The following is a 25,646-nucleotide window of genomic DNA, read 5'->3' as shown; positions in this document are numbered from 1 at the left end:
TGCTCGGCTCCCGTCAGTCGCCCGCGGCGTCGAGGTGGTCGACCAGCAGGTCGGAGACCGTGTCCGGGCGTTCCAGGTGGACCCAGTGTGAAGCGTTCGGGAACCGTTCGAGTCGGCCGTCGACACAGAACTCGACGCTCTCGCCGGCCATCTCCGGCACGAGCGCGTCGTCTTCCTCGCCCCAGACGACGAGCGTCGAGGGTTCGACCCGGTCGACCGGCGGTCTGATGCCGTAGCGGCCGGCGGCTCGGTACCAGTTGACCATCCCGCGGACGACACCCGGGTGGTCCCAGGCGGCGCGGTAGCGCCGGAGCTCCGCCGCCGAGAACGTCCCCGGCCGGGCGGTCGACTCCAGTGTGCTCGCCAGGAGGTCACCGTCGTTGCGCGACAGCGCCCACTCCGGCAGCCGGGGGAGCTGCATCCCGAAGGCGTACGTCGACCGGAGGATCTGCCGGGGGTTCGACCGCAGCGTCCGGCCGAACACGGTCGGGTGTGGGACGTTGACGATCCCCAATCGATCGACGAGCGACGGCCGCCGCAGCGCCAGACTCCAGGCGACCATCGCCCCCCAGTCGTGACCGACGACGTGCGCCGACTCACGGCCGGTGGACCGGACCACCGCCGCAGCGTCGGCGACGAGTCGGTCGATCCGGTAGTCGCGGACGGCCTCGGGCGCGTCACTCAGGTTGTAGCCGCGCTGGTCCGGGGCGACCACGCGGTAGCCCGCGTCCACGAGCGCCGGTACCTGTTCGCGCCAGCCGTACCAGAAGTCCGGGAAGCCGTGCAACAGGACGACCGGCGGGTCCTCCGGGTCGCCCGCGGTGACGACGTGGAGGTCGACGCCGTCGCCGGCGATCCGCTCGGACGACGCCGGCACGGACAGCAGCTCCGCGTCCGTCGGAGGGTCCCGCTGTGTGGCTGTCTCCATCGCCGGATACGAGACGTGTCGACCGCAAGAGCCCGTCGGTCTCGGGCGCAGAGAGCCGCCGAAACGTTGAACAGTCGAACCCGCGTCCGGTCTCGTATGAGGCTCCTCGACACCCTCACCGTCCGCACGGCCAGTCTCCTGGCGGGCGGACTCGTCCTCGTCGGCGGGCTGGCGGGGCTCGTCGCCTGGCCGGCGCTGCCGGCAGAGATGGCGATCCACTTCGGCCCGGCTGGCCCGGACCAGTTCGTCTCGAAACTCCGAGGCGTCCTGTTGGTGCCTGCGCTCGGGCTCGCGGTGATCGGCTTCGTCTGGCTCTTCGAACGGAACCCCGCGGACCCGACTGTCACGTCGCTCGGGATCCTGTTCACCGGCGTGACGCTGACGTACGTCCACGGGATCGTCCTGCTGTGGAACCTCGGGGTTCAGGTGGACGTGACGGCTGCGGTCGGGCCGATCGTCGTCGTCGCCGGGGCCCTCGTCTACGTCCAGTACCGTGGTATCCCGCGATTCGTCCGGGGTTAGTCGTAGGCAGTCGCTTCCAGGTCCCGCAGTTGCTCGGCGAGCGCCGCCGCCTGCGCCGGGGAGACGGCGATCTGAACCTCGTTGCCGTCGTCGTCCGTCGCCGTCAGCTTCACCTGGCTGTCGCCGAACGCCCGGGCGTCTACGGTCTCCGGGTGGAACAGCTTCGCAGTCGCCGACTTCGTCTGCGGGCCGACGTTCTTCACGCTGCCGTCGTCGATCTCCACGAGGAAGTTCTCGATGTCGAGTGCGAGCACGCCCGAGGGTGGGGCGCCCGCGGGGTTGACTGCATCGGCTGTCGTCCACCCGGCGTACAGGAGGAGTGCCGATGCGGTTGTGTCGTTGTTTGGCAGCCTGCGCCTGTCGTCAGGGCGTGTCGTACCTGACGAGCGTGACCGAAGACAGGTTCGGACTGCGTTCTCCCCGCCTCGGGTCGAACCAGTCTGCCGACCGGTCGATAGTGACGATCAGGTCGTTCTGTTCCGGCGTGGTTGTGGTGTAGCCCAGTGACGACGGCCCGAACGTGTCCGCTTCTTCTGTCGCACCGTCCCACAGTAGTTTGTTGTTGTACTCCCAGTCCCAGACAGCGCGGTCTTCGGTGAGCTTGGACTCGTCGAAGCGGGACACGTTAGTTGGATCGTACGACGCCCCGACCGTCAGATCTGCCCCAGAGACGCCGGCCGAAATCGACCCGCTGTAGGAGTAGTCGCTCGTCTTGTTCGAACTCGGGGCGTAGCGGCTGAGATCGACAGAGAGTCCAGTGTCGTAGTCGTGTTCGACTCTCCCCTCGTTCTGGTGGTAGTTGTTGCCGTACTCCTGGACTCCCGGGCTGTTGAGGTGAGAGGTGAACGTCCCGAAGTGGTAGGTTTTCGCTTCGTCGTCGTCGTTGTAGACGTAGCTCCCGATGTCCGTGTTCGTCTGGAGCACCCCCCAGTCTGATACCGTATCCCTCTGTGGTGACTCGAACACTCGCCACTCGGGGCTCGGAGACGCGGTGGCGATCGGGCCCGAGTCGCCACCTGCAAGCCGACTGACGTTCGTGATCGAGTCCGTCACACGAGCCTCGAACTCGTCGGCTCTCCGGTGGAGCCGCTCGATCACCTCGGGGTCGTCACCCGCTGTCGCCTCCGGTCCACTGTGGACAGATCCGACGTACGATGCAGGACGACCCTCCTCGTCGACGTGGACGGTCAGTGCGTACACGTCTCTCGCCTCGGAGGTGTCCTCCTGAGAGTACCCGATTCCTCTCTCGAAGCCCGCCTCGTCGCGGAACCGGGAGACTGCCGCCTTCAGACGCGCGTTCGCCTGTCTCAACGACATCGGGTTCTCTCGACTTCTCCGGATGCTCACCGTCACGCTCGGCGGGCCGCTGGACGCTACTCTCCCAGCCACGTTAGCCGGCATCGAAGCGACTGCTGCTGTTCCCCCGACAGCACGGATGAAACGACGGCGTTTCGACAGAACTCTGTCTTTTTTCATCGCTGGATATTTTTATCTGGGGTAAACCTACGTCAGCCAGTAGCTAATAAGTTCTTTTCGGAATGGATCGTCTTCCCGGTGAAGATCCCCAACGTTCGAATTTCAGACATCGATTACTTTATTTGTTCTAGAAATTGAAGCTTGGACACTGGTAGGGGCGGCGACCTAGATATCGTCGCCGTCGGCCTCACCTGGCTGTCGCCGAACGCGCGGGGCTCGACCGTCACCGGGTGAGACGACTTCGCCGACGGCGACGCGGGACTTATCTCCCCGTCGGCCCGACGGCCGGGCGTGACACACGTCGGACTCGCGGCGGTGACGGAGTGGGACCGCGACGGCGACACCGTCGACTGTCGGACGACCACCCGGGGCGTCTCCGGCGCCGGTCCGCCCGCGGAGCTGTCGGACGGCCGTCGTCCGCGACTGGCCGTCGAGTTCCTGTCCGAAGACGCCGTCCGCGTCCAGCTGTCGCCGGACCCGGAGGCGGTGCCGGCCGGCGACTCTCCGCTCGGACTGTCGTACGACACGCTCCGCGAGCCGACGAGCCTCCGGGTCGACGAGACCGACGGCGCGGTCCGGGCCCGGACGGACGGGCTCGGCGTGACCCTCGATTGCGAGGCCGCGAGCCTGACCGTCCGTGACGAGACGCGCGACACGACGCTGCTGTCGACCGGGAGTCAGACGGACAGCCGCGAGCGGCCGGTCGTGCCGCCGACGGGGTTCACCGAGTCCGAGCGGGGGGGCTGGCCGCTGACGGTGACGGAGACCGGGCTGTCCGTGCGGCTGCCGCCCGACGAGCGCCCGTTCGGGCTGGGCGAGCAGTTCGGCGGCGTCTGCCACCGCGGCGACCGGATCGAGGCCCGGGTGTCTCAGCCCAACGGCACCGGCAGCCGGGAGACGTACTTCCCGGTACCGATGTACCTCTCGGACCGTGGCTACGGGGTGTTCCTCGACACGACCGCCGACGCGACCTTCGACTTCGGCGCGACCGCTCCGGGGACGACCCGGCTGGCGGTCGCCGACAGCAGCCTCACCGCGGTCGTGTTCCGGGGTGACCCGGAGACGGTGCTGGAGCGGTACACCGCGCTCACCGGTCGCCCGCCGCGGGTGCCGGAGTGGTCGCTCGGGGTCTGGTGGTCGCGCAACAGCTACGAGTCGGCCGCGGAGGTGCGGGCGGTCGCCGACCGACTGCGCGACACCGGGACCCCCGCGGACCTGCTCCACCTCGACCCGGGGTGGATGGACACGGACGCGATGGACCTGACGTGGGACCGCGAGGCGTTCCCGGACCCGGAGGGGCTCCTCGCGGACCTCGCGGACGACGGCTTCCACGTCTCCGTCTGGGAGTACCCCTACCCGAAGGTCGGGACGGAGACGTTCGCCGAGGCGCACGACGAGGGCTACCTGGCCGAGGACGGCAACGGTCGACCGTTGGTCGTCCGGCGACCGAGTCGGTCGGACACCCGAGCGGGCGTGGTGGACTTCACCGACCCGGACGCCGTCGAGTGGTGGCGGGAGCGTCACCGTCGGCTGCTGGCCCAGGGTGTCGACGTGTTCAAGACCGACTTCGGAGAGTACCTCCCGCCGGAGGCCGTCGTGAGTGACGGCCGGACCGGACGGGCGGCGCACAACGACTACCCGGTGGCGTACCAACGGGCCGTCGCGGGGGCGTTCGACGAGGGCGACGACAGCAGTGACACTGGCGACAGCAGTGACACTGGCGACAGCAGTGACACTGGCGACGGCAGCGACACTGGCGACGGCAGCGACACTGGCGACGGCAGCGACACTGGCGACGGCAGCGAGGGCGAGCAGACACCGTTGCTGTGGTCGCGGTCCGGCTGGGCCGGCGCACAGGAGTACCCCGTCCACTGGGGCGGGGACGCGACCGCGACGGAGGCCGGGTTCGTCGCCAGCGTCCGCGGGGGGCTGAGCCTGGCCGCCTCCGGCGTGCCGTTCTGGAGCTGCGACATCGGCGGCTACAAGCCGACCCCGTCGCCGGACCTCTACCGCCGGTGGGCGCAGTGGGGGCTGCTGGCGCTGTCACACCCACGGTTCCACGGGAAGAGCCCGCGGGAGCCGTGGGCGTTCGGCGACGACATCGCGGCGACCGTCCGGGAGTACGCCCGGCTGCGCTACCGACTGCTGCCGTATCTGACACACCACGCCCGGCTGGCGAGCGAGACCGGGCTCCCGCTGTTGCGGCCGACACACGTCGCCCGCCCGGACGCGGACGTGCCCGTGGAGTCGCTGGGCCACCTCGTGGGCGACAGTCTGTTCGTCCGGCCGGACACCGCACCCGGAGAGCCGCTGACGGTCCACCTCCCGGACGGCGTCTGGGTCGACCACTGGACGGGCGAACGGGTCGACGGACCGACGCGCTGCCGGCTGTCGTCCCCGCGGAGCGAACTGCCGGTGTTGTGGGCCGTCGGCTCGCTCGTCGCCGAGCAGACACCCGGTCCGCACGTCGGGGCCTGCGACGCCGACCCGCTCACGCTCCGGGCGTTCCCGGACGACGACGGGGCGGCGTCGGGTGCGTGGGTCGTCGACGGCCGACGACAGACGGCCGAGGTGACCGTCGCCGACGGCGAGACCGTCGTCCGGCTGCCCGCGGGGACCGACCGGACGTACCGAGTGCTCTTGGAGGGTGTCGAGACGGTGCCGGCGGTCCGGGTCGTGCGCGGGGGGACGGAGGTCGACGCGGACGCAGTTCACGAGACGGCAGCCGACGACTCTGTCCACGAGGCAGCAGCCGACGACCGTATTCTGGAGACGGCCGTCGTGGTCCGCGTCGACGGGACGGAACGCTGAAATCGGCGGCCGACCCAGCGACAGCAGTGACCGAACCGAACGTACTGTTAGTCGTGTTGGACTCCGTGCGGGCGGCCAACACCTCGCTACACGGCCACCGACGGGCGACGACCCCGTTCCTGGAGTCGTTCGCGGCCGAGTCGACCGTCTACGGCCAGGCCCGCGCCCCGAGCACCTGGAGTCTCCCCTCGCACGCCAGTGTCTGGACCGGGCGGAGCGTGCCGAGCCACGGAATCGAGATCACGACGACCGCCGACGGCGGCGACAGCGTCTGGGACGCGCTGAGCGAGGCCGGCTACGACACCGGCGTGTTCTCCTCGAACGTGTACATCACGGACCACCCGGTCGGGCTGGGTGGGCCGTTCGACACCGTCCGTGGTGTGCCCAGCGAGGTGCCGACGGACCACGAACAGCCGGGGGACTTCGAGATGGAGGCACCCACTGGGTTCTGGTACGCCGACCAGTTCCTGGAGTGGGTCGACGACCGGGACGGGGCGTGGGGGGCGTGTGTCAACGTGATGGACGGTCACCGGCCGTACCTCCCCCTGCCGGCGTACGACGAGTGGGGCGACGAGGAGGCCCGGCGGCTCCAGTCGGAGATCGGCCGCGGCCAGTTCGTCTGGAAGTTCTACGGCGGCCGGCACCCGCTGTGGTACCTGGACGCGCTGGCCCCGCTGTACGACGGGGGGATTCGACAGGCCGACGCCGTCGCCGAGCGCGTCGTCGGCGGGCTGGCCGACCGCGGACTGTTGGACGACACACTCGTCGTCGTCACCGCCGACCACGGCGACGGTCTGGGGGAGCTGTCGCCGTTGGCGGACGGTCCGGCGTCGATCGCCCACACCCTCGGCACCCACGAACACCTGACACACGTCCCGCTCGTGGTTCGGGCGCCCGGCCAGGCGACCGCCCGCCGGATCGACGATCTGGCGACGATTGCGCGGTTCCCCGCGGCCGTACAACGGTGGGTCGAGCCCGTGACGGGGTTCGACGGCGACGACGGTGGCGGCGAGAGGGACGACAGTGGCGGCGAGGGGGACGGGAGCGACGAACCCGCTCGCACGGCGGTCGACGACGGCGTCTTCGCGGCGCCCGGCGGCGAGACGCTGGTGTACCGGCGGCCCATCGACGGGCCGAAGCTCCAGACCGCCCGAGAGTTCTGTGGCGACGACCACGAGCAGTACGTGAGTGAGTCGGCGGCGCTGTACCGTGACCTGGCCGGACCGGGCGTCGAGAAGGTGGCCTACTGGGACGGCGAGGCGGCGCGGGTCCACGCCCACGACGCCCAGGGTCGGCTCGGAACCGGGCCGGGGGAGCCGTCCGTCGTGGTCGACCGGATCGCCGCCGACCGGGCCGAGCCGTCGTCGGCGAGCCCGCGGGCGGACGGCGAGGAGGAACTCCCCGAGGAGGTGTTAGAACACCTCGCCAACATCGGCTACCGCTAACGCAGGGTGTTTTCTCCTCCGGAGCCTGTCGGTCGTATGGAGATTCAGGCAGTCGTCGCGGTGTCGCGGACGGGCGGGGTCGGCGTGGACAGTGGGGTGCCGTGGTCGTACCCGGAGGACTTCGACCAGTACCGCGACCGGGTTCGAGGTGACCCGGTGGTCGTCGGCCGACAGACGTTCGAGGAGATGGAGCCGATTCCGGAGTCGACGAACCTGGTGTTGACCCGCGACGAGGACCGGACGAGCGAACGCGACGACGTGGCGTTCGTCACCTCGCGAGCGGCCGCCGTCGCGGCCGCCGAGGCAGCCGGGGGGAGCGTGCTGTCGGTCATCGGCGGCGGCGCCGTCTACCGGACGTTCCTCCCGTTCACCGACCGAGCGTTCGTCTCCGAACTGCCAGAGCAGCTCGAGGGCGACGCCGTGTTCCCGTACCTCGGCGCCGGCTGGGAGGTCGTGAACGAACGGGAGTACGACCGTTTCCGGCTCGTCGAGTACGAGAACACCACGCCGGCCCCGCGGCGAGAGCTGTAGGCCGGCAGTCTCGAGGTGGGGTCTCCGACCTCACGGAGTGAACGAAGTCGGCGAGTCGGTCACGGAGAACCCTCTCGACGAGCGACGCGACGACCTTCAGGAGTCCGCCCGGCAGTGCCTCCACTGCGCCAACCGTGCCGCCGAGTTCCGTCGGTCCGACTGCCGTCACACCGAGTGTGTCACGACCGGTACGGCCACACGGACGCGCTCTACGACTGCCTCCGCGACGAGACCGATCACGCCGCGAACCTGATCCCAGCGGCCGTTCGACCTGCTGTCCACGAGTGGACGTGCGTGTGAGTGGTGGGACGCCGAACGGCGAGAGTCGCCGGTCCGCTGTCGGTGGCTGGTTGCCGGGAGTCCACGTCAGAGTCCTGCCCCCGAGGACCGGAGCACGCAGCGCCGGGAGAGTCGGGTGGGGTCGTTCACTCGATACAGACGTACGTCTTCGTCGTCTCGACGCCCGCGACCTCGTGGAGTTCGTTGGCGACGATCTCCATCACGTCGTACATCTCCCCGGTCTCGACTTCCGCGATTACGTCGTAGTCGCCGGCGACAACGTGTGCCTCCGCGACGTGCGGGGTCGCCCGAACCGCGTCGGCCACCGTCTCCACCGCCCCAGTTCCCGCCCGGACCATCACGTACGCCCGAACCATGTGATACGATGCCACGTCTCGACAGATAAGCGTTTCCGGCGACACAGCCGCTCCAGCCGGCGGCTGTGGGACAATCCTTTTACGGAGACCTGTCGTACCGCCGGAGTATGCGATTCCTCATCGTCGGTGCCGGTCGGGTTGGACTGCGGACGGCCCGCGTGTTGCGTGAGGAGGGTCACGAGGTGACCCTCGTCGAGTCGGACACGGACTGTGCGGCTCGGGCACGCACGGACGGGTTCGAGTGTCTCGAGGGCGACGGCTCCCACGAGGAGCTGCTCGTGGAGGCGGGGGTCGCCGACGCGGACGCGCTGGGTGCGCTGACGGGTGATCTCAACACCAACTTCGCCGCGTGCCTGATCGGCAAACACCACGACTGCCGGACGGTGATGCGGATCGACGAGGACTACCGCGAGGGGATCTACCAGAAGTACGCCGAGGAGGTAGACGAGATCGTCTACCCGGAGCGACTGGGTGCCATCGGCGCCAAGAACGCCCTGCTGGGCGGGAACCTCCAGGCCATCGCGGACGTGGCGGAGAACCTCCAGGTGGTGTTGTTCACCGTCACGGACGACTCCCCGATGAAGGGGTACAACCTCTCGGAGGTGACGCTCCCCTCGCAGGCTCGAGTGTTGGCGTTCGGCAAGGCCGACGGCCCGATGGGGATCCCGTTGCCGGACGACTCTCTGGAGACGGGCGACCGGATCGCGGTGCTGGCGGACTTCGACGTGTTGGGAGACGTGCGTCAGCTCCTCTTGGGCCGGTCCGACGAGGAGGCGGCCGCGGCCGCTGCCGGAGGTGAGTCCGCGTGACTGTCACCGCCTACGTCATGGTGAAGGCCAACACCGGCGAGGCGGACCGGGTGAAGTCCGCACTGGCCGACACGGACGACGTCGTCGAGGCACACATCGTCGCCGGCGACGTCGACTTCGTCGTGAAGGTGACGACGGACAGCCCGGGCGACGTGAAACGGGTCGTCGCCGGCGACGTCCGTTCGCTGGAGGGGGTCGAACGGACGCAGACGTACATCGCGATGGACGACTGACGGGAACCGGTTCGGCCGTCGGAGACGCGAAGTTTTACCCTGACCGCTCCCCTCCCGGCGTGTATGAGTAGCGTCCCCGAACGCTCGGAGATCGACGAGGAGTTCAAGTGGAGTATCGAGTCGTTGTTCGAAGACGACGAGGTCTGGGAGGAGACGCTGGCGTCCGTCCAGGAGCGGTTCAACGATCTCGCCGCCTACGAGGGGCGAGTCGACGAGAGCGCCGCGACGCTGCGAGAGCTGCTACAGACGTACGAGTCCGTCTCGCGGGACGCCGCCCGTGTCGCCCAGTACGCCCAGCTGCGGTCCAACGAGGACACCCGCAACCAGGAGTACCAGGCGATGACGGCGAAGGCCCAGTCGATGAGGGCGGAGCTGTCGAGCACGGTCAGCTTCCTGGAGCCGGAGCTGCAGGCGATGGCCGACGACACGCTGGCGGCGTTCGTCGACGAGGAGCCGGCGCTGGCGGAGTACGAACACTACTTCGACGACGTGCGGCGACAACGAGAACACACTCGCTCGACGGAGGTAGAGGAGCTGCTGTCGGAGCTGAGCGAGGTGTTGGACGCCGCGAGCGAGACGTACCAGATGCTGACGAACGCGGACATGGAGTTCCCGACCGTCGACGGGCCGGACGGCGAGCCCGTCGAGATCTCACAGAGCAACTTCACGACGCTGCTCCAGAAGCCCGACCGTGCGTTCCGCCAGGACGTCCACGAGTCGTTCTACGAGGAGTGGGGGACGGTCCGCAACACCGTCGGGACGACGCTGTCGAAGGCGGTCAAGACCCACGTGAAGACCGCCGACGCCCGGGGGTACGACTCCGCGCGGGCGGCGGCGCTGGACGGGCCGAACGTCCCCGTCGAGGTGTACGACACGCTCGTCGACACGGTGACAGAAAACGCAGACACGCTCGGCCGGCACGCGGAGCTGAAACGGGAGGCCCTGGGCGTCGACACCGTCGAGAGCTGGGACGTGTACATGTCGCTGACGGGCGACGAGAGCCCGGAGATTCCGTACGACCGCGCGAAGGAACTCGTCGTCGACGCCGTCGCGCCGCTGGGTGAGGCGTACCAGTCGCGGATGGCGGAGGGGCTGGAGTCGCGGTGGGTGGACGTGTACGAGAACCGTGGGAAGCGCTCCGGCGCCTACTCCGCGGGGACGTACGACAGCCAGCCGTTCATCATGATGAACTACCAGGACGACGTGTCCTCGCTGTACACGCTGGCACACGAACTGGGTCACTCGATGCACTCGGAGCTGGCCAACGACGCCCAGCCGTGGCACGACGCCAACTACGAGATCTTCGTCGCGGAGGTGGCCTCGACGGTCAACGAGACGTTGCTGACCCACCACCTGTTGGAGAACGTCGACGACGACGAACTGCGAGCACACGCCATCGACCAGTACCTCGAACGGTTCCGGTCGACGTTGTTCAGGCAGACGATGTTCGCGGACTTCGAGCAACGGATCCACGAACACGCGGAGGCGGGCCGGCCGTTGACGCCGGACGCGTTCGACGAACTGTACGGCGAGGTGAAAGAGACGTTCTACGCGACGGACGCGGTGAACGTCGACGACCTGATCCGGCGGGAGTGGATGCGGATCCCGCACTTCTACTACGACTTCTACGTCTACCAGTACGCGACCGGGATCTCCGCCGCGGCGGCCATCGTGGAGTCGATCCGGGAAGACGGGGAGTCGGCCGCGGCCGACTACCGGCGGGCCCTGGAGGCCGGCGGCAGCGCGTACCCGTTGGAGATTCTCCAGACGGCCGGCGTCGACCTGACGACCGCGGAGCCGGTGGAGTCGGCGATCGGCGTCTACGACGACTTCCTCGACCGGGCGGCCGCGCTCCTCGGCCTGGAGTGACGGTCGGTCGAGCCGAGAGTGTTCCGTGACGGGGTCGAGAAAGAAAAAGGTCACGAGACCCAAAGCCCCATTAAGAACGGCACCGAAGTAGGGGTGTATCACAATGTCACGGAGCCCTTCTCTCCCGGAGCGCCCTCGTCTGGATCTGGATCCGGAGATGAGCGACCAGGAACGGCTCGACGCGATGCAGAAGCACTTCGCTCGGATCGTCCAGGTGAACGAGGAACTGGACGACCGTCTGGAGGACGCAGAGTCTCGGCGGAACGGCCTCCGCGAGGAGGTAGACGAACTGAAGCGTCGCAACGAGGCGCTGAAGACCTCGTCGTTGTACGTCGCCACGGTCGAGGAGCTGACGGACGACGGTGTCGTCATCAAACAACACGGCAACAACCAGGAGGTGCTGACGGAAGTGTCGGCAGAGCGGGCCGACAACCTCGAGGCCGGCGACCGCGTCGCCATCAACGACTCCTTCTCTATCCAGACGGTGCTGGACGACGAGACGGACGCTCGTGCTCAGGCGATGGAAGTCGACGGCTCTCCCGAAGTGGTGTACGACGATATCGGCGGGATCGACGAGCAGGTCCGCGAGGTGCGCGAGGCCGTCGAGGACCCGTTGGTCAACGCCGACCAGTTCCGCGAAGTGGGCGTGGAGCCGCCGAGCGGTGTGCTCCTCCACGGCCCGCCGGGGACGGGGAAGACGATGCTGGCCAAGGCGGTCGCCAACGAGACGGACGCCACGTTCATCAAGATGGCCGGCTCCGAGCTCGTCCGGAAGTTCATCGGCGAGGGCGCACGGCTCGTGCGTGACCTGTTCGAACTCGCCGCCGAACGCGAGCCGGCAGTCATCTTCATCGACGAGATCGACGCCGTCGCCGCCAAGCGGACGGACTCGAAGACCTCCGGCGACGCCGAGGTCCAACGGACGATGATGCAGCTGCTGTCGGAGATGGACGGGTTCGAGGACCGCGGCGAGGTGCGGATCATCGCCGCCACCAACCGGTTCGACATGTTGGACGAGGCGATTCTCCGGCCGGGTCGGTTCGACCGGCTCATCGAGGTGCCCAAGCCGGGCCCCGAGGGTCGCGAGAAGATCCTGGAGATCCACACCCGCGACATGAGCGTCGCGGACGACGTCGGGTTCGCGGACATCGCGGCCGAGCTGGACGACTACTCCGGGGCGGACCTCAACGCGCTCACGACGGAGGCGGGGATGTTCGCCATCCGCGACAGTCGTTCGGAGGTGCGTCGCCAGGACTTCGAGGACGCCCGCGACAAGGTGGAAGACGACGAGGAGGGGGCGCTGGCGGACCAGCTGCGACCGTACCAGTACTGAGGCGGGACGCGCTCCGACCGACAGCCACTTTCCTCTCTGCGGTCGCCTCCGTGTATGGAGGTCAACGTCGCGGCCGGCCTCGGCCGCGGACCGACCGAACTCTCGGCGTTCGACGCCGCGCTCGCCGGCGCCGGCGTCGCCGACTACAACCTCGTGACGGTGTCGTCCGTCCTGCCGGCCGACAGCCACGTCCGGGTCGTCGACAGCGTCCCGGACCTGGGGCCTGCAGGCGGCCGGCTGACGACCGTGCTCGCGGAGACGGCGGCGCCGCCGACGGGGACCGCCGACGGAGCGGCCGCGCGTCCGGTCGCGCCGGCTGACGACCCCGACCTCGTCGCCGGGCTGGGGTGGGCGACCGGGCCGGGGCCGGGGCTGTTCTACGAGGCGACCGGGGAGACGACGGCGGCCGTCCGCGAACGGCTCCGTCGTGGGCTGGACGCCGGTGCTGGGCTGCGCGACTGGACGCTGCCGGACCGGGAGACGCTGCTGGCACCCGCGGCGCGCGCGGCCGACGCCCACGTCGCAGCAGTCGTCGTCGCCGCCTACGGGACCACCGAGCGCATCGGCGGACCGCCCCGTGGCGGCGGCGACCGAAGCGTGTGATCCGTTCGCAGGGGGCGACGCTCTTAACTGCGGGCCTCTCGTAACGGAGACGACTCTCGATGAACGGCAACAACCCCTACGCGGGGCAGCCAGGCGTCGTCGACGCCGGACAGCTGGAGGAAGTAGAGCTCACGACCGACCAGAAGAACGCCCTCCGGGAGGCGGTCGCCAACATCGTCACTCGAACGGAGTCGTACCTCCCGGACGGCTACACGGTCGGGTCGGAGCTCGGCTACGGCCACGACGGTCCGCAGGCGACCGTCGCCGTCCGCCCGCCGGTGGGTCGCGCCGTCAGCGCCGGCTTCTCGCCGAGCATCGAGGAGCTGACCGCCGGGCTGGACGACGAGGACCGCGAGGAGGTCGCGCGGGGGCTCGCCGCGAGCGCGGCCGTCCAGGTGATGAACGCCGTCGGCGACGAGATCGAGCCGACGGGTCGGTGACGCACGCCCCGAGACGTACCTGAAGACTTACGACGCCCGCGCCGGGACGTGTCGGCGATGGCCGACCTGTTTCCCGAACGGCGCGACCACGACGCACCCGAGGAGCCGCGCGTGGTCGGCGTGGACGGCGACGACGCCGACGCGGTGTTGTCGGCGCTGTCGGCCGACACGGCCCGCAGCATCCTCACCGCTCTCCACGAAGAGCCCGCGACTGCGAGTGAACTCGCCGACCGGGTCGACACCACGCTCCAGAACGTCCAGTACCACCTCGACAGCTTAGACGACGCCGGGCTCGTCCACGAGGCCGACACGGTGTACTCGGAGAAGGGCCGCGAGATGACGGTGTACGGCCCGGCCGACCGGGCGTTGGTGGTCGTCGCCGGCCGCGAGGAGGAGACGAGCGGGCTCCGGGGCGCACTGAAGCGACTGCTGGGCGGGCTCGCGCCGTTGGCGGTCGTGGCGGCTGCCGCCGAGTGGCTGCTCGACGGCCCGTTCGCGCCGGACCTGGCGGGGACGGGCGACGCCGGGGATTACGCCATCTCTGCGGCCTCGACGGAGGCGGCCGACGGTGCCGTCGACGCCGGGCCGACGCTGCTCGACAGCCTAAGCAGCTCCCCCGGGGTGTTGTTGTTCCTCGGCGGCGTGGTGGCGCTCGTCGCGGCGACGAGCGTCGCGGCGTTGGCGCGGCGGCGACGCTGAAACGGTCGTTTGAGTCTTCCGTGGCTACTTGTGTCGGTGACACGTACGGGACGTTACGGTCCCCGGGGCACGGCCCTCCAAGCGTCACGCCCCCGTTCCCCCGGTCTCAGTCGTTCTCGATCGTGAACTCCGCGAACGTCTCTCCCTCGACAGTGACGAGTCGGCCGTCCAGCCCGCCTCCGGGTCGGGGCTCGAACTCCGCGTGTGACTGTCGGTTGCCGCGGGGCTGGGCGTGGCTGCCGGGGTTGACCAAGACGAGGTCGTCGGTCGTCTCCACTCCGGGGTCGTGGCTGTGACCGTAGACGACGGCGTCGGCGTCGTGCTCGCGGCCGAACAACGACAGCGCGGTCGACGAGCGGGCGCGGTGGCGGACGGCGAAGGTCACGCCCTCGTAGCCGACGACCCGACTCTCCGGGAGGCGGTTCCGGACGGTCGCGTCGTCGTTGTTGCCGACGACGCCGTACAGCCGGTCGGCGGCGGACTCGAAGGCGGCGAGCACGTCGCCGGTGTAGAAGTCGCCGGCGTGGATCACGGCGTCTGCGGCCGCGACCGCCTCGCGGGTGCGACCGGCCAGTCTGTGCTCCGCCCGCCCGTGCGTGTCCGAGACCGCGACTAACACGACCGGGAGTCGTGTCGGCAGCGACGTGAATCCGACGGTCCCCACCCGTCGGCGCCTACTTTTATCACTGGGGGCGCCGTCGGGCGGCACGATGGCCGGAAGCAGATCCGTCGTGATCGCGGCACTCGTTGCGAACGGCGCTATCGCGGTGCTGAAGTTCTTCGCGTTTCTCGCGTCGGGGAGCCCTTCGATGCTGTCAGAGGCGTACCACTCCGTGTCGGACACGGGCAACCAAGTGTTCCTCCTGATCGGGATTCGGTACTCCGAGCGGTCGGCGACCCGGTCACACCCGTTCGGCTACGGGAAGGCACAGTTCTTCTACTCGTTCCTGGTGTCCGTGCTCCTGTTCGGCATCGCCGGGTGGGAGTCGCTGAAACACGGCTACGAGGCGGTCACCGCCGAGGGCCACGGCGGCGGCGCCAGCGACGTCGTGATCGCCGGCGTGGACTTCACCGCGCTCGTGCCGTTGTCGACGTTCCAGCTGAGCGTCGGGGTGTTGGTCGCCGCAATCGCGTTCGAGTCGTACGCCTTCCGGAAGGCGAGCGGGGAACTGCGCAGCCAGATCGACGAGTACGGCTGGAGCGGGATCCGGGAGGCGTTCCGGGAGACGAGCGACGTGACGACGCTCACGGCGTACACGGAAGACGCGGTCGCGCTGGGCGGGGCCGCCATCGCGCTCGTCGGGGTGATCGCCTCCCACTACACCGGCAACGAGATCTACGACGCCGTCACGGCGCTCCTGATCGGTGCCCTGCTGATGACGTTCGCACTGGCGCTGGCCTGGGAGAACAAACGGCTCCTGTTGGGGGAGTCGCTGTCGAGCAGCGACGAGGACCGGCTCCGAGCGGTCGCGACCGACCACGACGGCGTCGTCGGCGTCGACGGCCTCCGGTCGATGTTCGTCGGGCCGGCGACGGCGCTCGTCGCCGCCGACGTGAGCTTCGACCCGACGCTGGACGCCGACGAGATCGACGCCCGGATCGAGGCGATGGAGGCGGACCTGAAGGGTGTCGACGACCGGGTGTCGACCGTCTACATCGAAGCCGAGACGTGAGCGTGACTCGCGTCGACGGCGACGAGAGTCGCGGCCACGTCGGTGTGACTCACGCCAGGAAGAACAACAGCGCAGACACCGCGAGCGACGCCAAGACGACGACCGCCGCCAGGGCGCCGCCCATCTGGACGGCGGCGTTGGCGTGGCTCGCCAGCGTCTCCGTGCGGTCGTTGCCGAACACGGTCACCTCCGCGTGTTCCGTCGCTATCCCGACCTCGGCCGGGGCCAGGTCCGCGACGGCGTCGTCCGTGGCCCGTCGGACCGCCTCGATCACGTCCGCCCACGGCAGGACGTCGCCCACCTGATTCTCCGCCTCTACGGTGTTGACGACGTGGGTGTCCGTCGTCAACACCTCCACCTCGTCGAAGTCGTCGAGGGCGTCGACGATCTCGCCGCGCAGGCCCGGCTCCATGTTGTTGCCGTCGACGAGGACGTACGCCGTCCGTTGGTCGCTCACCTCCGTCACCATCGTGCGGACGCCCAACGGACCGACACCCTGCTCCGGCTCCCACTCCGTCTCGACGTGCCCGACGCCGACGGCCAACTCCGACCGCGGCGCCGTCGCCAGTCGGTCGCCGGCGTCGCCGGCGGCGGCCATCATGTCGAACGACCGGGTGGACCCCGGGGTGACGTGACCCAGGTCCGGTCCCTCCAGCCCGTTGTTGGAGTTGTGGGCGTCCGCGAGCATCACGTCGTCCAACCCGTTCGTGCGGGCCTCGGCGGCGGCCGACAGTCCGACGGCGTACTCCACGTCGTCGGCGAACCCCGGGGCGAACGTGGCGGTCATGAGCGCGTCGTCGCCGAACGCCTGGCCGAGGATCGACGCCTCGCCGGCGGCCGTCCGGACGCTCGGGGTGGCGCGGTCGGTGAACTCCAGTTTGCGCCCGGCCCGCTCGGCGGCGTCCAACAGTCGATCCACCTCGCGTTCCGTGACGAGGTTGAAGTCGTGGCCGGCGGTGGCGTGTGGCGGGAACCCCAGTCCGTCCGTCTCCTCGGCCACCCGGACGGGGAGGTTGCCGCCGCCGATCTCCCCCATCGGTCCGGGGTGGATCATCGGCAACACCCACCGGGCGGTCTCCGTCCCGTCCGGTCGCCGGACGGACAACACCGTCACCGGGACGACCGCTTCCTCGCCCATCTGCTCGAAGAACGTCTCCAGTTCGCGGCTGCCGTCCGCGATGTGGCCGACGAACCCCTGGATGAAGTCCAGGACGGACACGCCGAGCGACTCCCGCCAGGGCCGGTCGACGACGTAGAGGAAGCCGTACACCGCGCCGGCGTACAGCACACACGTCACCCCCAACAGGAGGAAGTGCTCCGGCGAGATCACCGACAGCTCCGGGGGTGCCTCGTCGGCCCGCGAGAGGTACGTCGTGACGTACGCTCGTTGGAGCGGCACGCCCAGTTCGATCGCCCGGAGTGTTCCGCTGTAGACGAACAACAGGACCGCAGAGGCCAGCGTCTGGATGCTCGCCGGGACGGCCGACAGCGTCAGCGACGACCGGGAGACGGCGGCGATCACGAGCAGGCGGAGGGCGAACACGGACGCCAGCGCCACGACCAGCGTGTCGAACACGAACTGCTGTTGGAGCGGCGTGAGGTACACTGCCACCCCGGCCAACGCCAGCACCGCGACGAGCACCACCTCACAGGCCAGTGCCAACAGCATCGACCGGTCGCGGGTGAGCTGGCCGCCGACGACCCTGTCGACCCAGGCCGTCCCGAGGCCGGCGACGACCGTCGGGATGCCGACGAAGAACACCCCCTGCCACGCGTCCCGTCCGACGAACAGGACACCGCGCCACACCTGCCCGGCGTCCGGGCTGGCGAAGGCCGCGACCCCCGCGGCTGCCGCCAGCAGGAGCGCTATCGCGACGCTCCGGTACCAGGACGGGGCCCGGAACACGAACCGAGACAGCCCCGCCAGGTTGCTCTGTGAGGACGTCATCGTCACCCGACTCATCCGCCGGCTACAAAAAGCGCCGCGGTCCGTGCCCGACGTTGAAGTGCGATGGAGCGACCAGTGGCCACAGCCGTGTCCGACACGCCGACACACCCGACCGACGAGACGACGACCGCCGGGGCAGAGTCGACCGACAGCGACCTGGTCCCGTTTTCGGATCTCGCCCGCGCCTGTTACTGTCCACGACAGTGTTACTACGCCCGCCGCGACGACGACCGGAGCGTCCCGGCGTCCGTCCGGTCGGTCCAGGAACTGGCGTACCGTTACCCGGAACTACGCGACTCGGAGACGGACCTGACGGCGGCTCCCGTCGCCGTCCCGCCGGCGGAGTACCGAGACCGACTCGCCGGTCTCGCGGAGCGACCGGACTGGGCGGCGCTGTCGGCGCCGCCGGAGCGGGACGTCTACCTCGCCGGCAAGGACTGTCACGGGGTCGCCCACAAGCTGTTGCCCGGGGTCGGCGACGGTGATCCGCCGCCGGTCCCGGTGATTGTCTCTCCGGGGGCGCCACACGAGACGGGTGTGTGGGAGCCACAGAGCGTCCGGGCGGTCGCGGCCGCGAAGGCGTTGGCCTGGCAGCGCGAACGGGAGGTGCCGTTGGCGCTCGTGGAGTACCCCGCACACGCGGTCGTCCGGAGCGTCAGGCTGAGCGTCCGCCGGACGGCCGCCTACCGCCGGGCGCTCCGGACGACCCGCGGAATCGACGGCCCGCCGCCGCGGCTCCGCGACTCCCCACGGTGTGGACCCTGTGACTACCGCGAGGAGTGTGGCGTCGAGACCGAGAGTCTCTGGAGCCGGCTCCGGCCGTGAGTCGGCTCAGCACCGAGCGTCCGCGCCGAACGCCAACAGTTCACCCACCCCCATCTCCTCGTCGAACGGGAGCTCGTCGACGTGGGCAGGCGTCCAGTTCGGTTGCACGGTGCGGTAGGAGGCCCGGCTCTCGTCGACCAGCCCCAGCAGCGTCTCGGCGACGATCCGGCTGCCGACCGGGCCGAGCCGGGCGCCGCCGTTGGCCACCTCCGCCTCCGCGAGCACGTAGTACCACAACGGCGTCTCCGGGTCGCCCGGCTCGACGCCGGACTCCCGTCTGACGGCCGCGACGTCGTCGTCGTACCCGAGGTCGTCGGCGGTGAACACCTCGGCGTCCACCGCCCGCGCGGCCGCCTGGCCGGACGGGAGCCCCAGCCGACGACCCCGCAGGAGGTTACGGGTCGCCAGCGACGCGACCGCCCCCTCGTCGGCGAACATCGGCAGGCGGAGCAGACTCTCCGGCAGCCGTCGGTCGATGGGGGCCACACGTTGGAGGTCCTCGTCGTCCGCCGCCCCCTCGAACTGGGTCCCCTCCAGGTCGAAGAAGTACGACCAGTCGATCCGGCGGTCGCCCTGGAGTCGGCGGCCCCCACGGAGGTGTGGCTCACCCTGGAACAGATCGGCCTCGAGCCCCTCGTTGAGTCGGTACGTCTCCTCGATCCGGCTGTGGCCGTAGCGGTACGCCGCGCCGGCGAACTCGACGGGAACGTACCGCTGCTCCCCGTCGGGGACGGTGAACAACTCCCGGCCGTTCTCCAACACGTCGTCCAGCACCGTCTCCTGGCACACCCGCGGGAGGAAGTCGTTCACGACGAGGTACTGGTGGTGCCACCGGAGGAGTTGGCTGGCCTCCTCCAGCGACGCCGCCGACTCGCCGGCACGTTCGTCGGCCAGCCGGTCGACGATCCGGTTGTGAGCGCCCAGCATCGAGACGTGGAGCTGTGAGAGGATCTGGTTCTCGTCGTTGCGTGGGTCGCCGATCAGTGCCACCCCCTGGGCGTTGCGCGGGAGGTCCGCGAGGGTGCCGTCCGTGTCCGGGCCGACGAGGAGCTTGTGTTCGTCGTTCTGTGCGGCGCCCGGGTCACCGTTCTGGTAGAGGTGACGGTCGACCTCGCGGCCGGCGCCGTACACGTTGTCCAAGTCGAGTCCGGGGGTCCGGAAGTTCCGGAGGGCGGCCGGGTCGACCTGGCGGTCGAGACTGGAGGTCGTGTCCAAGGTCACGTCGTGGTCGATGAACTGACCGTAGAACACGTACCCCGCCGGCGGGAAGTCGCGTCGCTCCGGCCGTTCCTCGTCGCCGAGGTTCATCGGTCCGTTCGGACCGCCCAGCGCCTCCAAGAACGCTACGTCGTGGGTCGCCGCCGGCAGGAAGTCGAACAGTCGCTCGAACCGACCGAGCCCGGACGCCGCCGGCCGCCGGGGGGTCTCCGTCAGTCCACGCTGCTCGACGCTGCCGTGGATGCCGCCGCTCACGTCGTCCGCGTACGACGCCGTCATCAGCTTCATCGCCCCCGGAGAGGGTCGGTGTCCGTGGTGAGACGGCCCCGCGTCGCCGTCCGGGGGCAGCACGACCGGGTCCACCGTGCCGCCGTCGTCCGCGACCGTCACCGACTCCTCGATCCTGTCGTCGACGACCAGTGTCGACTCCATCGTCGGCGCCTCGTCGACGTGGAGCGTGAACCCCCCGTCGTCGTCCGTCTCGTCGCTCGCAACCGTCTCGCTGTCGACGACCAGTTCCACCGTGACGCCCGCGACCGGCCCGGTCGGCGGCTGGACGACACGCCCCGTCAAGTGTGTGTGGCTCGCCATGGCGTGTGAGTGCGAGAAGCGGCAACACTTGAATCTATGGCACTGGTTCACACAGAGGTCGTTACGGGACCTATAGCGTCAGTCTTCCGACAGCCAGGCGCGAATCTCGTCGGCGTCGGCGCCGGCACGGAGCACCTCCCGGCGCTCCGGGTCGACGACGGTGCTCTCCCCGCCGGGGGTCGGTCCCTCGTCGGCGACGACCGCGACGGCGTCGCGGAGCTCCGGGGCCAGCTCCGCCGGGTCTCGGACGCTCCCGGTGCCAGAGCGGTTGGCGCTGGTCGCCGTCACGGGACGGCCGGCGCGGGCGGCCAGTTCGCGGGCGGCGTCGTTGGCCGGGACGCGGACACCGACGCGGTCGCTTCCGGCCGTCAACACGTCCGGAAACGACGGCCCGCGCCGGACGACCACCGTCACCGGTCCGGGGAGGAACGCCTCCATCAGTGCCCGGGCGCGCTCGCCGGCCTCGACGGCCGCGAGCGCGGTCTCGACGTCCGGGAACGCGGCCGACAACGGCTTCGACCGGTCGCGCCCCTTCAGTTCGAACACGCGGCGGACCGCCTCGGGGTCCGTCGCGTCGGCACCCAGCCCGTACACCGTCTCCGTCGGGTAGACGACCGCGTCACCGTCGCGGACGGCGGCCGCGGCCGCGTCGATCTGGCTCACGCCCGGGCCTCGACGGGCCGGCGACAAGTGTGTGACGGGCCACGGTGCCCCGGCTCAGAAGAACGCCCGCGGGACGCCGGTCCCTTCGACGACGGACTCCCCGTCGTCGTAGTAACAACGGCGTTTCGACCAGTTCGGGTCCCACACCTGGAAGTCCAGGTGTGGGCCGGAGCCGGAACCGGTCGACCCCTCGTACGCCACCGTCTCGCCCCGGGAGACGGTCCCGCCGTCCGCGACGGCGAACGACTGGAGGTGACCGTAGCCGGTCTTCCAGCCGTTGCCGTGGTAGATCAGCAGCCAGTTGCCGTACCCCCCGTCGTCGTAGCGGTGTTCGGCGGTGCCGCCGGCCGCGGCCGTGATCGGAGTGCCGCCGCCGTTGGCGATGTCGACGGCGCGGTGGTAGCGGGTGCAGCCGTCCAACGGCCGGCAGGCCCAGTAGGTGTCCGTCACCGTCCCCGTCATCGGGCACGCGAAGTCGGCCGCCGACAGCCAGTTCTCGGCCACCCAGCCCGTCACCGGGCCGTTGTCGGCGTCGCCGGAGAAGTCGACTCGCCACCAGTTGTAGCCGTCTGCCGACTCCGGCCCCTCGTACACCCGACCGCCGGTCCGCTCGTCCGCGACCGCCTTCCGCGCGTAGCTCGTCCCCGGGCCCTCGCGGACGCTGAGGTCGGCCGTGGTGAACACCGGGTCGAGGTAGTCGTAGCTCTTCGCCGCCGTCGCCGCCCCGGCCGTTCCCGCGCCGACGGCCGCCGTCGTCGCCGCCGTCTTCAGGAACGTCCGTCGTGTCGAGCTGAGATTCATTCCCCAGACACGGGACTATCCCGATAGTTCTTAAAATTTTCTCAGGCCGGGATCATCTTCCGTTCTCCCGACAGGTCACAGCTCGGCGACCGCGGCCTCTACCTCGTCGTAGTCCGGGAACTCCGGCCACTCGCCGGCGACCCAGGCGTACTGGACGGTGCGGTCCTCGTCGATCAGGAACACCGCCGGTCGGTGTTCCGTGACGCCGGTCATCCCGTCGAGCTCGTGGGCGACGCCGTACGTGTCCGCGAGCTCGGCGGTCGGGTCGGAGAACAGTCGGTAGTCCATCCCGCGTTCCTCGATCAGTCGGCTGTGGGCGTACGGAGTGGAGACGGAGACGCCGACCACCTCGACGCGGTCGCCCCACTCCCGGTCGCGGATCTCGTTCCACATGTACGTCGCCGGGAAGGCGCCGTCCATGGTGTAGAACACGAGCGCGACCGGGCCGTCGGCGGCCAGTTCCGAGAGGCTGGCGTCCGCCCAGTACTCTTCGTTCACGAGCGGGCGGGTGAAGTCGGGCGCCTCGTCGCCGACCGTCGGGTGGTCCGTCGTCGGGAGGTCGACCACGTCGAACTCCACCACGGTCACGCACCCCCGTCGTCGTACGTCGCCTCGACGTAGTCGACGATGTTGGCGGACTCCGACATCGTCACGCCGGTCGTCGGGTCGACGATCGCCGGGACGGTCCGCTTGCCGGTCAGACGGGCGACGGCGTCGCGCTCGGAGTGCATCGGTTCGACGAACCGCGACTCGTAGGCGACCCCGTGTTCGTCCAACGCACGGACGACACGCTCACAGAACGGGCACGCCTGGAGTCGGTACAGGGTGATCTGGTCGTCGGCTGGCATCACCCTCCGTACGGCGGGCGCAGGCGTAACGTCTTCGCCCGCGGCACGCCGCGAGACGGCCGCCTGGAGCCGGGACGGCCGTCGAGGAGAGGAAATCCTTAACCGGGGTGACGGCAAACCAGACAGTCGTATGGACTTGTCGTCGGCGTTCGCTGTCTCGTTCACCCTCCAGTTGGGGGGAGTAGTCGACACGCTCCCGATCAACGACACCACGGTCACCGTCGCCGGAGCGTTCTCGATCCTGCTCCTGATCGGGCTGTCGGCGTTCTTCTCCTCCTCGGAGATCGCCATGTTCTCGCTCCCGAGCCACCGCGTCGACGCGCTCGTGGAGAACGGTCGGACCGGCGCCAACGTGGTCAAGCAGCTGAAAGAGGACCCGCACCGGCTGCTCGTGACGATCCTGGTCGGGAACAACATCGTCAACATCGCGATGTCGTCTATCGCCACCGGCCTGTTCGCCCGGTTCATGAGCCAGGGGCAGGCGGTGTTGGCGGCGACGTTCGGGATCACGGCGCTCGTGCTCCTGTTCGGTGAGTCGGCGCCGAAGAGCTACGCCGTGGAGAACACGGAGTCGTGGGCGCTGCGGATCGCCAGGCCGCTGAAGCTGTCCGAGTACGTCCTCTACCCGTTGATCGTCACCTTCGACTACCTCACGCGGGTCGTCAACCAGATCACCGGCGGTCGTTCCGCCATCGAGAGCTCCTACGTCACCCGCGACGAGATCCAGGACATGATCCAGACGGGTGAACGGGAGGGTGTGATCGACGAGGAGGAACGCGAGATGCTGGAACGGATCTTCCGGTTCAACAGCACCATCGCCAAGGAAGTGATGACCCCCCGGCTGGACGTCCACGCCGTCTCGAAGGAGGCGACCGTCGACGAGGCGATCGAGACGTGTGTCCAGGCGGACCACGAACGGGTTCCGGTGTACGAGGGCACACTGGACAACATCATCGGCGTCGTCAACATCCGAGACCTGGTCCGGGAGCGTTACTACGGAGAGGCGAACCCGGCACTTGACGACGTCGTGAAGCCGACGCTCCACGTCCCAGAGTCGAAGAACGTCGACGACCTCCTGGAGGAGATGCAGGAGTCGCGCGTCCAGATGGTGGTCGTGATCGACGAGTTCGGGACGACGGAGGGGCTCATCACCCTCGAAGACATGGCCGAGGAGATCGTCGGGGAGATCCTGGAGGGTGACGAAGACGAGCCGTTCGAGTTCGTCGACGACGACACCGTTCTCGTGCGCGGCGAGGTGAACATCGACGAGGTGAACGAGGTGTTGGGGATCGAACTTCCGGAGGGAGAGGAGTTCGAGACCCTGGCCGGCTTCGTGTTCAACCGCGCCGGACGGCTCGTGGAGGAGGGTGAAGAGATCAGCTTCAACGGGGTGGACATCCGGATCGAAGGGGTCGACAACACCCGGATCACCCGAGCACGGGTGTCGATCACGGACGGCTACGACGAGACGGCCGTCGACGACGACACCGGCGTCGAGGCCGAGAGCTAGACGAGCGTGTCGACGACGGTGAACGCGCCGTAGCCGACACCCAACGCGAGTACGAGCGATCCCACCCACGCCAGTACGGTGTACACCATCTTCCGTCGGGAGACGCCGCTCCCGCCGGCGGCGTAGCCGGAGCCGACGATGGCGGAGACGACAATCTCGTTGAACGACACCGGAATCCCGAACGCGACGGCCGTCTGTGCGATGGCGAACGACGGGATCAGAGCGGCGATGGACCGTCGTGGCCCCAGACTGGAGTAGTCCTGTGCGAGCGCCTTGATCATCCGTGGCGCGCCGGTCCAGGAGCCGGCGAGCAGCCCGAAGCCGCCGCCGGCCAGGAGTGCGATCACCGGGAGGTCGATCCCGTCGCCCAGCAACGGGACGAGCGGGCCGATCGCGAGTCCGACCTGCGAACCGCCCGCGGAGAAGGCGACGAGCCCGCCGAGCGCCAACAGAAATCGGCGCTGGCCGCCGGTCTCGTCGCGGGCCAGGTCGACTCGGAGTAGTCCGCCGGCCAGCGCGGCGGAGACGAGCGTCACCAGGAGACTGCCGACGCCGCCGCCGATCACGGACCCGAGGACGGCTGCGACGGACGCCTGCTCACCCGGCGGGCCGATGGGAGTGAAGCCGACGTTCGCCAGAATCGCGCCGACGAGCGCACCGAGCAGAGGGACGGCAACGGTCTCTGGGACTCGATCCGAGCGGAGCACCCGGGCGGTGGCGTAGGCCGCGAAGCCGCCGACGAACGGCACCGTCACCCACAGCGTGGCGATCTCCGTGTACTTCGACCAGGCGGGGGCACCGCCCAAGGCGAGTCCGACCCCGACGACCGCGCCGGTGACGGTGAACGCGGTGGCGATGGGGTAGCCGGCGAACACGCCGACGGCGACCAGGATCGCCGCCGTCAACAGCCCGACGATGGCCGCCGTCGCCGTGATCGTCACGCCGTCGATCAGCGAGGTGCCGACCGCCTCCGTGACGTTCGCCCCCTGGAGCACCGCCCCGAGGAACCCGAGGAAGCCGACGACGAGCCCGGCCCGCATCACGCCGATTGCGTTGGCCCCGACCGCGGGCGCGAACGGGGTAGAGCCGGAGGAGCCGGCGCCGATGGCCCAGGCCATGAACAACGACGCGACGCTGGCGATCACGAACAGTCCCAGCGTCTCCGCGGATACCATACCCGACGCTCGTCGCCCGGGCACAAGTGCGTGTCTACT

26 protein-coding genes are annotated in these 25,646 nt (G+C 69.5%); 14 read left to right on the top strand and 12 right to left on the bottom strand.

The annotated features are described in order from the left end of the window. Positions 1-13: 13 nt before the first annotated feature. Positions 14-928 carry an alpha/beta fold hydrolase gene (locus RYH79_RS01990; RefSeq protein ID WP_370895711.1) on the bottom strand — a complete coding sequence of 305 codons (915 nt, stop codon included), beginning with the start codon at positions 926-928 and terminating at the stop codon, positions 14-16. Between the two features lie 96 nt (positions 929-1,024). On the opposite strand from RYH79_RS01990, the gene RYH79_RS01985 reads away from it, so the two are divergent. Then, positions 1,025-1,450: a DUF1648 domain-containing protein gene (locus tag RYH79_RS01985; RefSeq protein ID WP_370895709.1), complete on the top strand. Its 426-nt coding sequence runs from the start codon at positions 1,025-1,027 to the stop codon at positions 1,448-1,450. Here the strand turns inward: RYH79_RS01985 and RYH79_RS01980 are convergent. Both RYH79_RS01980 and RYH79_RS01975 read right to left on the bottom strand, forming a co-directional pair. Further along, complete coding sequence (locus RYH79_RS01980; protein ID WP_370895707.1) at positions 1,447-1,704, bottom strand: hypothetical protein; 258 nt, start codon at positions 1,702-1,704, stop codon at positions 1,447-1,449. The genes RYH79_RS01985 and RYH79_RS01980 overlap by 4 nt on opposite strands. 109 nt (positions 1,705-1,813) lie before the next feature. Then, positions 1,814-2,767 (bottom strand): hypothetical protein, encoded by a 954-nt coding sequence (locus RYH79_RS01975; RefSeq protein ID WP_370895705.1) that lies wholly within the window; start codon positions 2,765-2,767, stop codon positions 1,814-1,816. A 450-nt stretch (positions 2,768-3,217) separates the two neighbouring features. Here RYH79_RS01975 and RYH79_RS01970 point away from each other — a divergent pair, with 450 nt between their 5' ends. From RYH79_RS01970 to RYH79_RS01960, 3 genes are read left to right on the top strand one after another with little or no spacing between them, the layout of a single operon-like run. Further along, positions 3,218-5,737: a glycoside hydrolase family 31 protein gene (locus tag RYH79_RS01970; protein WP_370895703.1), complete on the top strand. Its 2,520-nt coding sequence runs from the start codon at positions 3,218-3,220 to the stop codon at positions 5,735-5,737. A 26-nt stretch (positions 5,738-5,763) separates the two neighbouring features. Beyond that, the gene (locus RYH79_RS01965) at positions 5,764-7,182 is read left to right on the top strand and encodes a sulfatase (protein WP_370895701.1); all 1,419 of its coding nucleotides are present in this window, start codon (positions 5,764-5,766) and stop codon (positions 7,180-7,182) included. A 36-nt stretch (positions 7,183-7,218) separates the two neighbouring features. Then, positions 7,219-7,713: a dihydrofolate reductase gene (locus tag RYH79_RS01960; protein WP_370895699.1), complete on the top strand. Its 495-nt coding sequence runs from the start codon at positions 7,219-7,221 to the stop codon at positions 7,711-7,713. Between the two features lie 425 nt (positions 7,714-8,138). On the opposite strand, the gene RYH79_RS01955 is transcribed toward RYH79_RS01960, so the two are convergent. Beyond that, positions 8,139-8,369 (bottom strand): Lrp/AsnC family transcriptional regulator, encoded by a 231-nt coding sequence (locus tag RYH79_RS01955; protein ID WP_370895697.1) that lies wholly within the window; start codon positions 8,367-8,369, stop codon positions 8,139-8,141. A 107-nt stretch (positions 8,370-8,476) separates the two neighbouring features. On the opposite strand from RYH79_RS01955, the gene RYH79_RS01950 reads away from it, so the two are divergent. The 7 genes from RYH79_RS01950 to RYH79_RS01920 all read left to right on the top strand — a co-directional run bounded on the left by RYH79_RS01950 (position 8,477) and on the right by RYH79_RS01920 (position 14,355). Then, positions 8,477-9,178, top strand: coding sequence for a potassium channel family protein (locus RYH79_RS01950; protein ID WP_370895695.1), 702 nt, complete (start codon positions 8,477-8,479; stop codon positions 9,176-9,178). A gap of 17 nt (positions 9,179-9,195) precedes the next feature. Beyond that, a complete protein-coding gene (locus RYH79_RS01945) occupies positions 9,196-9,411 on the top strand; it encodes an Lrp/AsnC family transcriptional regulator (protein WP_370900730.1) in 216 nt (71 codons plus the stop codon). Positions 9,412-9,474: 63 nt separating this feature from the next. Beyond that, complete coding sequence (gene pepF / locus RYH79_RS01940; RefSeq protein WP_370895693.1) at positions 9,475-11,280, top strand: oligoendopeptidase F; 1,806 nt, start codon at positions 9,475-9,477, stop codon at positions 11,278-11,280. Between the two features lie 103 nt (positions 11,281-11,383). Continuing rightward, the gene (gene pan2 / locus RYH79_RS01935) at positions 11,384-12,613 is read left to right on the top strand and encodes a proteasome-activating nucleotidase Pan2 (RefSeq protein WP_370895691.1); all 1,230 of its coding nucleotides are present in this window, start codon (positions 11,384-11,386) and stop codon (positions 12,611-12,613) included. A gap of 54 nt (positions 12,614-12,667) precedes the next feature. Further along, a complete protein-coding gene (locus RYH79_RS01930) occupies positions 12,668-13,216 on the top strand; it encodes a pyruvoyl-dependent arginine decarboxylase (RefSeq protein ID WP_370895689.1) in 549 nt (182 codons plus the stop codon). Between the two features lie 59 nt (positions 13,217-13,275). After that, positions 13,276-13,656 carry a DUF5811 family protein gene (locus tag RYH79_RS01925; protein ID WP_370895687.1) on the top strand — a complete coding sequence of 127 codons (381 nt, stop codon included), beginning with the start codon at positions 13,276-13,278 and terminating at the stop codon, positions 13,654-13,656. A gap of 57 nt (positions 13,657-13,713) precedes the next feature. Then, the gene (locus tag RYH79_RS01920; protein ID WP_370895685.1) at positions 13,714-14,355 is read left to right on the top strand and encodes an ArsR/SmtB family transcription factor; all 642 of its coding nucleotides are present in this window, start codon (positions 13,714-13,716) and stop codon (positions 14,353-14,355) included. 106 nt (positions 14,356-14,461) lie between these two features. On the opposite strand, the gene RYH79_RS01915 is transcribed toward RYH79_RS01920, so the two are convergent. Then, entirely contained in the window at positions 14,462-14,974 is a 513-nt protein-coding gene (locus RYH79_RS01915; protein WP_370895683.1) for a metallophosphoesterase, read from the bottom strand. Between the two features lie 91 nt (positions 14,975-15,065). Between RYH79_RS01915 and RYH79_RS01910 the strand changes: the two genes are divergently transcribed. After that, the gene (locus RYH79_RS01910) at positions 15,066-16,028 is read left to right on the top strand and encodes a cation diffusion facilitator family transporter (protein WP_370895681.1); all 963 of its coding nucleotides are present in this window, start codon (positions 15,066-15,068) and stop codon (positions 16,026-16,028) included. A gap of 49 nt (positions 16,029-16,077) precedes the next feature. On the opposite strand, the gene RYH79_RS01905 is transcribed toward RYH79_RS01910, so the two are convergent. Then, entirely contained in the window at positions 16,078-17,976 is a 1,899-nt protein-coding gene (locus RYH79_RS01905) for a DUF2070 family protein (protein WP_370895679.1), read from the bottom strand. A 63-nt stretch (positions 17,977-18,039) separates the two neighbouring features. On the opposite strand from RYH79_RS01905, the gene RYH79_RS01900 reads away from it, so the two are divergent. Next, positions 18,040-18,801 (top strand): hypothetical protein, encoded by a 762-nt coding sequence (locus RYH79_RS01900; RefSeq protein ID WP_370895677.1) that lies wholly within the window; start codon positions 18,040-18,042, stop codon positions 18,799-18,801. Positions 18,802-18,807: 6 nt separating this feature from the next. On the opposite strand, the gene RYH79_RS01895 is transcribed toward RYH79_RS01900, so the two are convergent. The 5 genes from RYH79_RS01895 to RYH79_RS01875 form a co-directional block, all read right to left on the bottom strand. Continuing rightward, positions 18,808-20,610, bottom strand: coding sequence for a peroxidase family protein (locus tag RYH79_RS01895; protein ID WP_370895675.1), 1,803 nt, complete (start codon positions 20,608-20,610; stop codon positions 18,808-18,810). Between the two features lie 78 nt (positions 20,611-20,688). Then, positions 20,689-21,273, bottom strand: coding sequence for an L-threonylcarbamoyladenylate synthase (locus RYH79_RS01890; protein ID WP_370895673.1), 585 nt, complete (start codon positions 21,271-21,273; stop codon positions 20,689-20,691). A gap of 54 nt (positions 21,274-21,327) precedes the next feature. Continuing rightward, positions 21,328-22,074 carry a peptidoglycan DD-metalloendopeptidase family protein gene (locus RYH79_RS01885; protein WP_370895671.1) on the bottom strand — a complete coding sequence of 249 codons (747 nt, stop codon included), beginning with the start codon at positions 22,072-22,074 and terminating at the stop codon, positions 21,328-21,330. 75 nt (positions 22,075-22,149) lie between these two features. Then, a complete protein-coding gene (locus tag RYH79_RS01880) occupies positions 22,150-22,656 on the bottom strand; it encodes a redoxin domain-containing protein (protein ID WP_370895669.1) in 507 nt (168 codons plus the stop codon). A gap of 2 nt (positions 22,657-22,658) precedes the next feature. Then, a complete protein-coding gene (locus tag RYH79_RS01875; protein ID WP_370895667.1) occupies positions 22,659-22,922 on the bottom strand; it encodes a glutaredoxin family protein in 264 nt (87 codons plus the stop codon). Between the two features lie 130 nt (positions 22,923-23,052). On the opposite strand from RYH79_RS01875, the gene RYH79_RS01870 reads away from it, so the two are divergent. Then, complete coding sequence (locus RYH79_RS01870; RefSeq protein WP_370895665.1) at positions 23,053-24,432, top strand: hemolysin family protein; 1,380 nt, start codon at positions 23,053-23,055, stop codon at positions 24,430-24,432. Here RYH79_RS01870 and RYH79_RS01865 read toward each other — a convergent pair. Then, entirely contained in the window at positions 24,429-25,607 is a 1,179-nt protein-coding gene (locus RYH79_RS01865; RefSeq protein ID WP_370895663.1) for an inorganic phosphate transporter, read from the bottom strand. The two genes, RYH79_RS01870 and RYH79_RS01865, sit on opposite strands and share 4 nt — an antisense overlap. Between the last annotated feature and the right edge of the window lie 39 nt (positions 25,608-25,646).

The organism is Halobaculum sp. MBLA0143, from assembly GCF_041361465.1.
Classification (GTDB): Archaea; Halobacteriota; Halobacteria; order Halobacteriales; family Haloferacaceae; genus JAHENP01.
The sequence above is the reverse complement of the archived record's forward strand: the minus strand, read 5'-3'. Positions and strand labels throughout refer to the sequence as shown.

Bases quoted from the DNA above. Each gene is read 5' to 3' on its own strand.
- RYH79_RS01885 (WP_370895671.1), bottom strand. From the start codon at position 22,074: ATGAATCTCAGCTCGACACGACGGACGTTCCTGAAGACGGCGGCGACG.
- pepF (WP_370895693.1), top strand. From the start codon at position 9,475: ATGAGTAGCGTCCCCGAACGCTCGGAGATCGACGAGGAGTTCAAGTGG.
- RYH79_RS01905 (WP_370895679.1), bottom strand. From the start codon at position 17,976: ATGACGTCCTCACAGAGCAACCTGGCGGGGCTGTCTCGGTTCGTGTTC.
- RYH79_RS01895 (WP_370895675.1), bottom strand. From the start codon at position 20,610: ATGGCGAGCCACACACACTTGACGGGGCGTGTCGTCCAGCCGCCGACC.
- RYH79_RS01960 (WP_370895699.1), top strand. From the start codon at position 7,219: ATGGAGATTCAGGCAGTCGTCGCGGTGTCGCGGACGGGCGGGGTCGGC.
- RYH79_RS01985 (WP_370895709.1), top strand. From the start codon at position 1,025: ATGAGGCTCCTCGACACCCTCACCGTCCGCACGGCCAGTCTCCTGGCG.
- RYH79_RS01865 (WP_370895663.1), bottom strand. From the start codon at position 25,607: ATGGTATCCGCGGAGACGCTGGGACTGTTCGTGATCGCCAGCGTCGCG.
- RYH79_RS01955 (WP_370895697.1), bottom strand. From the start codon at position 8,369: ATGGTTCGGGCGTACGTGATGGTCCGGGCGGGAACTGGGGCGGTGGAG.
- pan2 (WP_370895691.1), top strand. From the start codon at position 11,384: ATGTCACGGAGCCCTTCTCTCCCGGAGCGCCCTCGTCTGGATCTGGAT.
- RYH79_RS01900 (WP_370895677.1), top strand. From the start codon at position 18,040: ATGGAGCGACCAGTGGCCACAGCCGTGTCCGACACGCCGACACACCCG.
- RYH79_RS01870 (WP_370895665.1), top strand. From the start codon at position 23,053: ATGGACTTGTCGTCGGCGTTCGCTGTCTCGTTCACCCTCCAGTTGGGG.
- RYH79_RS01990 (WP_370895711.1), bottom strand. From the start codon at position 928: ATGGAGACAGCCACACAGCGGGACCCTCCGACGGACGCGGAGCTGCTG.
- RYH79_RS01920 (WP_370895685.1), top strand. From the start codon at position 13,714: ATGGCCGACCTGTTTCCCGAACGGCGCGACCACGACGCACCCGAGGAG.
- RYH79_RS01930 (WP_370895689.1), top strand. From the start codon at position 12,668: ATGGAGGTCAACGTCGCGGCCGGCCTCGGCCGCGGACCGACCGAACTC.
- RYH79_RS01910 (WP_370895681.1), top strand. From the start codon at position 15,066: ATGGCCGGAAGCAGATCCGTCGTGATCGCGGCACTCGTTGCGAACGGC.
- RYH79_RS01950 (WP_370895695.1), top strand. From the start codon at position 8,477: ATGCGATTCCTCATCGTCGGTGCCGGTCGGGTTGGACTGCGGACGGCC.
- RYH79_RS01925 (WP_370895687.1), top strand. From the start codon at position 13,276: ATGAACGGCAACAACCCCTACGCGGGGCAGCCAGGCGTCGTCGACGCC.
- RYH79_RS01975 (WP_370895705.1), bottom strand. From the start codon at position 2,767: ATGTCGTTGAGACAGGCGAACGCGCGTCTGAAGGCGGCAGTCTCCCGG.
- RYH79_RS01875 (WP_370895667.1), bottom strand. From the start codon at position 22,922: ATGCCAGCCGACGACCAGATCACCCTGTACCGACTCCAGGCGTGCCCG.
- RYH79_RS01945 (WP_370900730.1), top strand. From the start codon at position 9,196: ATGGTGAAGGCCAACACCGGCGAGGCGGACCGGGTGAAGTCCGCACTG.